Source organism: Parvimonas pharyngis, from assembly GCF_046569675.1.
Taxonomy (GTDB): domain Bacteria; phylum Bacillota; class Clostridia; order Tissierellales; family Peptoniphilaceae; genus Parvimonas.
Genome location: NZ_JBKICJ010000002.1, coordinates 324,691 through 334,489, shown reverse-complemented (window position 1 = coordinate 334,489; position 9,799 = coordinate 324,691). Strand labels below are relative to the sequence as shown.

Below are 9,799 nucleotides of genomic sequence, written 5' to 3'. Positions count from 1 at the left end.
TTGAGCTGAACCCAAAAATACGGACAGTTAAATAAATTATTCAAAGGAATGTAATCTATAATCAATAGGAGACATTCCTTTTAAATTCTCCTTAATTCTTTTCGTATTGTACCATTTAATATACTCTTTTATATCTTCTATTAATTTTTCATAAGAAGAATAATTTTCTCCATAAAACATTTCTTGTTTCAATATTCCAAAAAAATTCTCCATTGGTGCATTATCTAAGCAGTTTCCTTTCCTAGACATACTTTGTCTTATATTGTTATTTTCTAATATTCTTACAAAACTACTATGTTGATAATGAAAGCCTTGATCTGTATGAATTGTTAAATCTTCTTTGTTTTTTATTCTTTTTAAAGCTTTTTCTAATGACTTATTTGTTAAAGTTACTGTAGGACTAAAACCTATTGAATATGATATTATTTCTCCATTAAAAGTATCTAAAATCGGTGATAAATATATCTTCTTTTCACTATTTCTTATTTTAAATTCTGTTATATCTGTTAGCCATAATTTATTTGGTTTATCAGCTTTAAAATTTCTATTAACAATATTATTTGCTATCTTTCCTACTGTTCCTTTATATGAATTATACTTTCTAACTCTATTTTTAAACTTTATACATAAAAGTTCATTTTCTTTCATTATTCTTAAAACTTTCTTGTGGTTTACAATAAGTCCATATTCTAATCTTAATACCTTACTTACTCTTCTATATCCATATCTTCCTTTAGATTCTTTTACTATATCTTTTATTTTTTCAATAATATAAATCTCTTTTGACTTTATCTGTTTATATAGTTTTTCTTTCCACTCATAAAAGGAACTTTTATTTAATTTAGCCACTTTTAACCATTGTAATATTGTAATTGATTTATATTCTTTTGCCTTGCTTAATTCAATTATCGCTTTTGCTTTTTCTTTGTTTTTAAGTCCTTTTCCATAAGCAAGGCTTGAAGTTTTTTTTCATAAGCTATAGCTGCCTTTAATAGGAGATTTTCTTCTCTTAGTCTTAAAAGTTCTTCTCTTTCGCTTTCTTGTAAATTTTTTTTTCTTTTTTGTTCTATTGGTATAGATTTTTTCATTTTAGGCTTTCTTCCTTTTGTTTTACTATTTAAACCTTCTAATCCATATTCATCATATTTCCTTTGCCAATTAACTATGATTGAATCATTTGTTATATCAAATTTAACAGCAGTTTCTCTGAAAGTTAGATTATTAGTTTTTTTATATTGTAATACAAACAGCTTAAAATTACTAGTATAACTTTTATTTTTTACTTTTTTACTTACGCCTTTAATACCATTATCCATATACCATTTTATCCAATTTTTGATTGTTGATAGTGGTATTTTATATTTTTTTGATAATTTACATTGACTAATATTATTTTTCTCATATTCTTTAATTACTTTTATTTTTAATTTTTTATCATATTTTGACATTCAAAAACCCCCAAATCCTTTGTCCGGATTTAGGGGTTCACATCATTTCAAGGTCTTTTCTTTTTATCTTTTTAATTCTTTTTGCTTATAAATCTTATGAATTTATATCCTGTAAATAAAAATACAATCCACAATAATCCTGTTCCGCCGTAGATAAACATAGATATTTGTTTTACATTTTTATTTACTTCTTCTTTTGTTTCACTTGTATTTGTTTTTTCCGTTTTTTCTTCAAGTCTATCACAATTTACAAGTAATCTATATGGACTTGGTGGCGTTGCTGGGTCACAAGTAAGTAATGTAAGCATATCACGATTAGCTATTGGAAATAACTTTTCACCTTCGTAAGGTTTAATAATTTCAGTATCAGAAACTACATAAGTTAAAGTTTTTCCTGCTCTTTCGATATATACTTTATCTCCTTTTTTCAAATCTCCTAGATTTAAAAACATTACGTCTTTATACCAACCTCTATGTCCAGCTATTACACTTCTATTTCCTACTCCACCTGTTGGTAGTGCAGTTCCGTCAATATGAGCTACACCCTTATCTAAATGTTCATAAGAAGCATCTAATCTAATCGGCTTATATACATTTATAGCTGGAATTCTAATATATGCAAATACTCCATGAGGATCGTCTTTTTTAAATTCATAAACAGTTTTATATTCATTATTGCTAAAAGGGTCAACAATTGTTGTATTTTTTAAATTTTTATTATAATTTTTAATTTCCTCTTCTAATTTATTAAGCTCTTCTTCACTAATATTTGATTGACTCTTTTTAAAATCTTCATACATTGATTTTGATTTATAGTCATTATATACAAGATTTGTAAAAGTGTATAAAGGAAGTGAGATTCCAATAAGCATAAATAAGTATCCAATTAGTCTTAATTTTCTATTTTTCATCAATTCTACTCCCTTTCTAATTTAAATTTTGTAATTTTTTTCTAACATCTAAATATTTTTTGAAATTGTAAAGGAAAATAATCAAAACAAGTAAGAAGAATAGTAAAAGCCAATAGAAATATTTTCTAAAGAATGATCTTCTCTTGCTTACAGTTCTTGATTTTTCAAGGGGCGTATATTCTACTCTATGTCCTCTTACCAAAAGTCTATGTGAGTTAATCATATATGGTGTACAAGTAAGAAGTGTTACATAATCTTCACCTGGTTGTACTAAAATTGGAGTAAAATCTGTCGGTTCAACAACTAAAATCTGATCAACTTCATAAGCTAAAACAGTTTGAATATTATGAACGAAGAAAATATCTCCCTTTTCCAATTTATCAAGTTTTGTAAAAAGTGCTGCTGTTGGTAGTCCTCTATGCGCAGTGATTACAGCATGTGTGCTTATACCACCAACAGGTAGAGATGACCCTTCCAAGTGGCCTGCTCCTTTTTGTAAAATGTCTTCAGATGTTCCTGCATAAATCGGTAAATTCTCGTCAATTTTTGGTATCTCAATATGTCCTATAAGCTCCCCAATTTGTAACATTCTCGCATACTCTGCAATTCCTTTCTCCTTTTCTTCATTTGAATAAGGGTCGGATAATTTTGAAGCATCAAGAGTAGAGTTATAGGCTTTTGCAAGATTGATTCTCTCTTCAATTTCTTCAGGAGATAATCTTTTGATTTCATCCTCGAATTTTTCAATTTTCTTTCCACTCTCAACTCTATAATACCATTGAGTAATAAAAGGATACATCAGAATACTAAATCCAATAAAGAAAATGAACATAAGTAAAATATTGCTTTTTCTGCTATTGCCTTTTTTACTTTTATTTTTCTTTTTTATTTTAATATCATCAATTTTATTTTCATTATTTTGCATAAAAACCTCTATTTAATATTGTCTACATTTGCATTTTTCAACTTTTTACTGATTTTTCTTCTCTTTCTAATATAATATAAAGTTGAAATAATTAAAACTACAAGTAAGAATAAAACAATGTAGAATAAATACATATACCAAATATTCTTTTTGCCTTCCAATAATTCTTTGTCAATAAGGTCTTTTACATACTCTACTCTATGTCCTCTAACCAAAAGTCTATGAGTATTAATCATATATGGTGTACAAGTTAATAAAGTTGCATAATCTTTGCCCTTTACTACAAGCAAGTCATCAAACTCAGAAGGTTCAATTACTTTAATTTGATCTACTTGATAAGCTAATGTTTCAGCAAAGTTATGAATATAAAATTTATCTCCAATTTGTAGTTTTGAAAGATGTGTAAATAATGTTGCAGTAGGAAGTCCACTGTGAGCAGTAATTACAGTGTGAGTATCAAGCCCACCAATAGGAAGTGATGTACCTTCTAAGTGGCCTGCTCCTTTTTGAAGAACATCTTCAGATGTTCCAGCATAGATTGGTATATCAACGTCAATCGCTGGAATTTGAACGTGTCCAATATATTCATGAATTTCTATCATTCTTGCATATTCAGCTCTACCCTCTTGCTTTTTCTCATCAGAATAGGGATCTTCTGTTACCTCATTGTGTAAGCTACTATTGTATGCCTTTGCAAGTTCCATTCTTCTCTTAACTTCTTCTTTTGATAACTTTTCCTTTTCACTATCAAAAGTAGCTATAACATTTTTTGATTCAACCCTATAATACCATCTTGTAATTATAGGATACATAAGTACACCAAAACCAAGTAAAAAAATTAAAATAAAAGGCAAATTGCTTTTCTTTTTTTTCTTGGTATTAGCTTTTCTTTTTATGCTAATTTGATCTATATCATTATTACTCATATACTCTCCTTAAATACTTATTATTTAATACTAACTGACTTTAAGCTCTAAAAACTTTCTGTCATTTATTAAATAATCAAAAATTCCCAACTTAAATTATATTATTTTTTAGCTAAAAAATCAATAGTTTTTCATATTTTAACGTAAAAATATATGTCAAATAATTTTAAAGTTAAAAGGGAGAAACCACCTTTTCACGATACTTTGCATCGGGTAGGTGCCCGGGAACCTTGTTGTTTCACAATAAAAATAAAAATATAAAAAAGCAAAGACAAAAATTATACTTTGTCTTTGCTCCGAAAAAATTTTTCTTATATTATTTTTTGTTTTCTACTTATTTAATAAATCTATTTTGATATTTATTTACCTTTAACGTCTAGCTATCAAACGAAGCTACTTCCTTTATACGTCATCTCGACTGTAGTTGAGCAAAGCGAAACGAAACGGAGAGATCTCATACTTTTGCTTTAGCAAAAGTAAATGTATCGTAGATACATAACTTCTTTATTTCTTTCAGAAATATTATTGTTTGTAAACAAACAATAATTGAGATCTTTCGACTACACTACGTTTCGCTCAAGATGACGTGTTGGGAGCTTTTCTTTCCAAAGTATCGTGACGTGAAACATTTCAATTAATAAAATATATAAATAAAATTTTTCTTATATTATTTTTTGTTTTATACTTATTTAAAATTATATTCGAAGCTTATTTACTTTTAACGTCTAGCTATCAAACAAAGGTACTTCCTTTATACGTCATCTCGACTGTAACGAAGCAAAGCTGAGTGTAATGGAGAGATCTCATACTTATTCTTGTTTACAAGAATAAGTAAATGTATCGAAGATACATAATTTCTTTATTTCTTTCAGAAATACTATTGCCTACCAGCAATAGTTGAGATTTCCAGAGCTATTGTATATAAATATACAATTGACTCGTCAGACCTACTTTTGTTTACAAGTAATCAAAGTTAGGGCTAGATTCATTTTGCTAACGCTTCAGTCGAAATGACGTGTTAGGGGTACTTCATTTTTAGTTTCAATGACGTGAATAATTTTGTTTTCTGTGATACATAAAAAAACAAAATGAAAACCCCACCCTCCCACTATATTTTGCATCGGGTGGCTCCCGAGAACCTTGTTGTTTCACAATAAAAAAGGCGATTTCTCGCCTTTAAATTTCTTATAATAGTGAAAAGTCTTCCATATTCCAAATTTCTGTTGCTATATCTGTATAAAAGTCCTTTTCGTGTGAGATTAAAAATATTCCACCCTTATATTCTCTTAATGCTCTTTTTAATTCCTCTTTTGATTCTGGATCAAGATGGTTTGTAGGTTCGTCAAGCATTAAAATATTTGTCTTTTCATTTAAAATCTTACAAAGTCTTACCTTTGCTTGTTCTCCACCACTTAGAACCTTCATTTGTGATTCAATATGAACTGTTGTTAGTGAACATTTTGCAAGGGCAGCACGAATTTTAAATTGTTCCCAACTTGGGAATTTTTCCCACATTTCATCAATTGGAGTATTATTGTTATCATAATTCTCTTCTTGTTTAAAATAACCTATTGCTAAATTCTGGCCAAAAGAAACAGAACCTGAAATAGCTTTAATATTTCCAAGAATTGTATTAATTAGAGTTGTCTTACCTAAACCATTTGCTCCGACAATTGCAATTCTATCTCCTCTTTCCATACGAAGATTTAATGGTTTACTAATCGGTTTATCATAACCAATTACTAAATTCTCAGTTTCAAAAATCAATCTGCTTGTAGAAGGTGCAGTTTCAAAATAGAATTCTGGTTTTGGTTTTTCTCTTACAAGCTCAATTTTTTCCATCTTATCAAGTTTTTTCTGTCTTGACATTGCCATATTTCTTGTAGCAACTCTCGCCTTATTTCTTTGAACGAAGTCTTCAAGCTCTTGAATTTCTTGTTGTTGTTTCTTATAGGCTGCTTCAATTTGTCTTTGTTTCAACTCTTTAAGTCTTAAAAACTCATCATAGTCTCCAACATATCTATTAACTTCACAATTTTCAACATGATAAATCAAGTTAATTACAGAATTTAAAAATGAAATATCATGAGAGATTAAAATAAAGGCATTTTCATAATTTTGTAGATATCTTCTAAGCCAATTAATATGTTCTTCGTCTAAATAGTTTGTAGGCTCGTCAAGAAGCAAAATATCTGGCTTTTCTAAAAGCAATTTTGCAAGTAAAATCTTTGAACGTTGTCCACCTGAAAGGTCAAAAGCAGGTCTATCAAGCCAATCTTTTATTCCCATATTATGAGAAATTTCATCAATCTTTGAATCAATCATATAGAAGTCGTGAGTTTCAAGTAATTCTTGAAGCTCCGCTGCATCAAGCATTATATCATCAAGTTCTTGACCACTTAATTCTCCCATTTTCATATATACATCATTTAATTCAGCTTCAATATCAAAAAGATATGAAAAAGCTGACTTTAAAACGTCACGAACAGTCATTTCCTTTCCGATTACAGCATGTTGATCAAGATAACCTATTCTAACACGTTTTGCCCATTCAATAGTTCCCTCTTCAGCCTCAAGTTTACCAGTAACTAAATTTAAAAAGGTACTCTTTCCTTCTCCGTTTGGACCAACAAGTCCTATATGTTCACCTTTTAAAAGTCTAAAATTTACATCTTTAAGTATTTGACGACCACCAAAACTATGGCTCAAATTTTTTACAGTTAAAATACTCATTTCTTCTCCTTCGTATGTTTTACCTCTACATATTTTACCATATTTTTTGATTTAAGTAAAAAAAAAAGCAGTTCTAACTGCTTTTTAATAATCTATTAACCTCTTTTTGTACTTCATAATAATTATATCCTGCATTTTCGAGTTTTGCCCTTCTTAATTCTCCATTGCCCCAATTTCCTTGAATTACTTCTTTAGCGACTTCTTTTATTGCCTTTTCATTTATAAAAGCTCTATAATCAACCCAACCTTTTAATTCTTTTACATAATAGTAACTTCCCCATTTTCGAGTTAAAGTTACCTCTTGTCCTTGATAATTTTGAGTTGTACCAATCATAGTTTTATCTTCGCAAAACCAAGGCAAACTATCGATTGAATAGTAGCCATCAACTTTACTTTTTATATTCAAAAGTTCCATATATTCTCCCTCATCTTGTGATACTTTTAATCTATATACAAAATAATGTGGCCTACCTGCATAAACCCACAATCTATCGTGATTATCAACAGAAATTCCATTGGCTGAATAATTACAGTGAATAATGTTGTTTTCATCAATAAAAATTCCTGTATGTCCATAACTTGAGGGAACACCCTCTTTTCTTCCCCAGATAAAAATATCTCCTCTTTTAGCATTCCAAGGAATATTATCAGTTATTTTTTCAAAGCCGTTCTTTGTAAGCCAATAATGTTCATGCAAGGTGTCAATCGTCCAGCCATTGCTCTTTGCTCCTGATGACATTAATGCATAGTATATGGAAGATGAACAGTCATAACTATTTGGACCATTTCTATTTTCCATAGAATATGAAACTTTTTCCTTTCTGTTTTCAAACCACTTTATAGCTTTTTCAATATCTATCATAAATCTCCTATTTAAGTTTAACAACCAATTCATTTATAGCCTTTGTAAGTTCGTCTATCTTTTTTTCAAATCTAAGTAATAAAAATACGGAAAGAACTACAGGAAATCCTACATTTGAGATACTTGAAATTATATTTTCCATTATTTCCTCCTAATTTTATATTTAGTAAAAAAAGACCAAAAGGTCTTTTTTCACTAGATTACTGTTACTTCTTCGTAGTTTGTTGAAATAATATTAGCCTTTTTAACTCCAGTAACTTTTAAGTCGTTTTTTGCTAAAACTGACTTATAATCAAAAGTTTTAATTATATCAGATGCCTCATCAGCTGTTATATTTTTAATATTTGAAATTGTAAATGCCATATTTTTTCCATCCTCTAATAATAGAGTTATACTTAATGATTTCTTCATACTTTTCCTCCTATTCTAATGTTGTTTCTACAACTTTAACTGTTTCTTTTCTTGTACCGTCAATAAATTTTTCAACGAATTCTCCTAATTTCTTTAAATTTTCATCAGTTGATTCACTTTGAACATTTTTTACAGTTACACTTCTCTTTTTAGAGTTAGCAAGGTCAAAACTAACCTTTAAATACTTTTTAGCCATATCTTTTCTCCTTTTTATATTTTTTTGTAAGCCTTACACTTATATAATAAAAATTTCTTAAAAAAAGGGGGGGATTAGGCTATTTTTATTAATCCTTTAACTTGTTTGAAGCGCTAATTTATGTTAAAATAATTGATACTAAGAGATTTTGGAGGAAATATGAATAACAATTTACTCAATATTTTTTCGTACATAGTTTTATTAATTTATGCAATATTTACCGTTGGTAATTTATATATGATTTTACAAAAAAAAGATCCAGAAAGAAGTTTTTTCAATATATTTTTAATGCCAATACTAGCATTATTCTATTTTTTAAGATTTAAACACCATAATGTTTTCGTGTATTTAGCAATACTTGCATTCTGGATTGGAGATGTTTTATGTACAAAAAGAAATAAAAAGAATATTTTAATGGGAATACCTCTATTTATATTAGGAATTGCCTTTTATGTAATAAAACTTTTAACATTAATAAAAATTTCAAATTTAAACTATTTGCTTGCCCTATTTATTATGGTAGCATATTTCGGATTAGTATTTTTCGAAGTAATCATATCCTATGAATACGCCAGTGAATACTTTAAAAGAGATATTATTTTCCTATATGCTTTTGCATTTTTAAACGCTTTGCTTTGTATCTTAGCAATCTTAAATGCAATTTCAACATACAAAACTGGAGTATGGTATTTGATTTTTGGAAGTAATTTATTCTTAATTTCAAGTTCACTTTTCCTATTTGTAGCATTTATAAAGAATAATAGATTTTTCAATATATTATTAACAATTACCTATTCAATAGCAAAACTGCTTATTATAATAGGTTTTGGATTATTTTTATCATAACGACTGGATTCAGTCGTTTTTTTATTTGTTTTATTAATAAAAATGTTTTACGTCACGATACTTTGCAAAGAAAAGCTCCTGACACGTCATCTCGACCGAAACGAAGCAAAGCTGAGTGTAGTGGAGAGATCTCAATTATTGTTTGGTTACAAACAATAATATTTCTGAAAGAAATAAAAAAATGATTTCTATATGTATCTTCGATACATTTACTTATTCTTGTAAACAAGAATAAGTATGAGATCTCTCCATTCCGCTTACGCTACAGTCGAGATGACGTATAAGTAAATAGCTTCGTTTAGTAGCCAGACGTTAAAAGTAAATAAACATCAAATTATTTTTATAAATGTAGTAGAAAAAATATAATAAAAAATTATATAATTTTATTTAAAAAGATAGGCAATAGAATAAAATAATTCACGTCATTGTACTTTGCAAAGAAAAGCTCTCAGCACGTCATCTCGACCGAAACGAAGCAAAGCTGAGTGTAGTGGAGAGATCTCATACATTTGCTTGTATTCAAGCAAATGTAAATGTATCG

11 protein-coding genes are annotated in these 9,799 nt (G+C 28.4%); 1 reads left to right on the top strand and 10 read right to left on the bottom strand.

Annotated features, from left to right (window positions below):
• Positions 1-36 precede the first annotated feature (36 nt).
• The 10 genes from ACLGL0_RS03960 to ACLGL0_RS03915 all read right to left on the bottom strand — a co-directional run bounded on the left by ACLGL0_RS03960 (position 37) and on the right by ACLGL0_RS03915 (position 8,412).
• On the bottom strand, positions 37-906 hold the full coding sequence (locus ACLGL0_RS03960; RefSeq protein ID WP_411013467.1) for an IS3 family transposase: 870 nt from the start codon (positions 904-906) through the stop codon (positions 37-39).
• Entirely contained in the window at positions 906-1,448 is a 543-nt protein-coding gene (locus ACLGL0_RS03955; RefSeq protein ID WP_411013180.1) for a helix-turn-helix domain-containing protein, read from the bottom strand. Before ACLGL0_RS03955 ends, ACLGL0_RS03960 begins: the two co-directional genes overlap by 1 nt.
• A gap of 71 nt (positions 1,449-1,519) precedes the next feature.
• A complete protein-coding gene (locus ACLGL0_RS03950; RefSeq protein WP_233055845.1) occupies positions 1,520-2,359 on the bottom strand; it encodes a class C sortase in 840 nt (279 codons plus the stop codon).
• Between the two features lie 16 nt (positions 2,360-2,375).
• Entirely contained in the window at positions 2,376-3,284 is a 909-nt protein-coding gene (locus ACLGL0_RS03945; RefSeq protein WP_411013706.1) for a class C sortase, read from the bottom strand.
• A gap of 8 nt (positions 3,285-3,292) precedes the next feature.
• Positions 3,293-4,210 (bottom strand): class C sortase, encoded by a 918-nt coding sequence (locus ACLGL0_RS03940; protein WP_411013705.1) that lies wholly within the window; start codon positions 4,208-4,210, stop codon positions 3,293-3,295.
• 1,185 nt (positions 4,211-5,395) lie between these two features.
• Positions 5,396-6,943: an ABC-F family ATP-binding cassette domain-containing protein gene (locus ACLGL0_RS03935; protein ID WP_411013704.1), complete on the bottom strand. Its 1,548-nt coding sequence runs from the start codon at positions 6,941-6,943 to the stop codon at positions 5,396-5,398.
• 73 nt (positions 6,944-7,016) lie between these two features.
• Positions 7,017-7,805, bottom strand: coding sequence for a peptidoglycan amidohydrolase family protein (locus ACLGL0_RS03930; protein WP_411013703.1), 789 nt, complete (start codon positions 7,803-7,805; stop codon positions 7,017-7,019).
• Positions 7,806-7,812: 7 nt separating this feature from the next.
• Positions 7,813-7,947, bottom strand: coding sequence for a YvrJ family protein (locus ACLGL0_RS03925; protein WP_004832412.1), 135 nt, complete (start codon positions 7,945-7,947; stop codon positions 7,813-7,815).
• Between the two features lie 53 nt (positions 7,948-8,000).
• A complete protein-coding gene (locus ACLGL0_RS03920) occupies positions 8,001-8,216 on the bottom strand; it encodes a hypothetical protein (RefSeq protein WP_233055850.1) in 216 nt (71 codons plus the stop codon).
• 10 nt (positions 8,217-8,226) lie between these two features.
• On the bottom strand, positions 8,227-8,412 hold the full coding sequence (locus ACLGL0_RS03915) for a hypothetical protein (RefSeq protein ID WP_411010410.1): 186 nt from the start codon (positions 8,410-8,412) through the stop codon (positions 8,227-8,229).
• Positions 8,413-8,571: 159 nt separating this feature from the next.
• Here ACLGL0_RS03915 and ACLGL0_RS03910 point away from each other — a divergent pair, with 159 nt between their 5' ends.
• Complete coding sequence (locus ACLGL0_RS03910; protein ID WP_411013702.1) at positions 8,572-9,258, top strand: lysoplasmalogenase family protein; 687 nt, start codon at positions 8,572-8,574, stop codon at positions 9,256-9,258.
• Positions 9,259-9,799 lie beyond the last annotated feature (541 nt).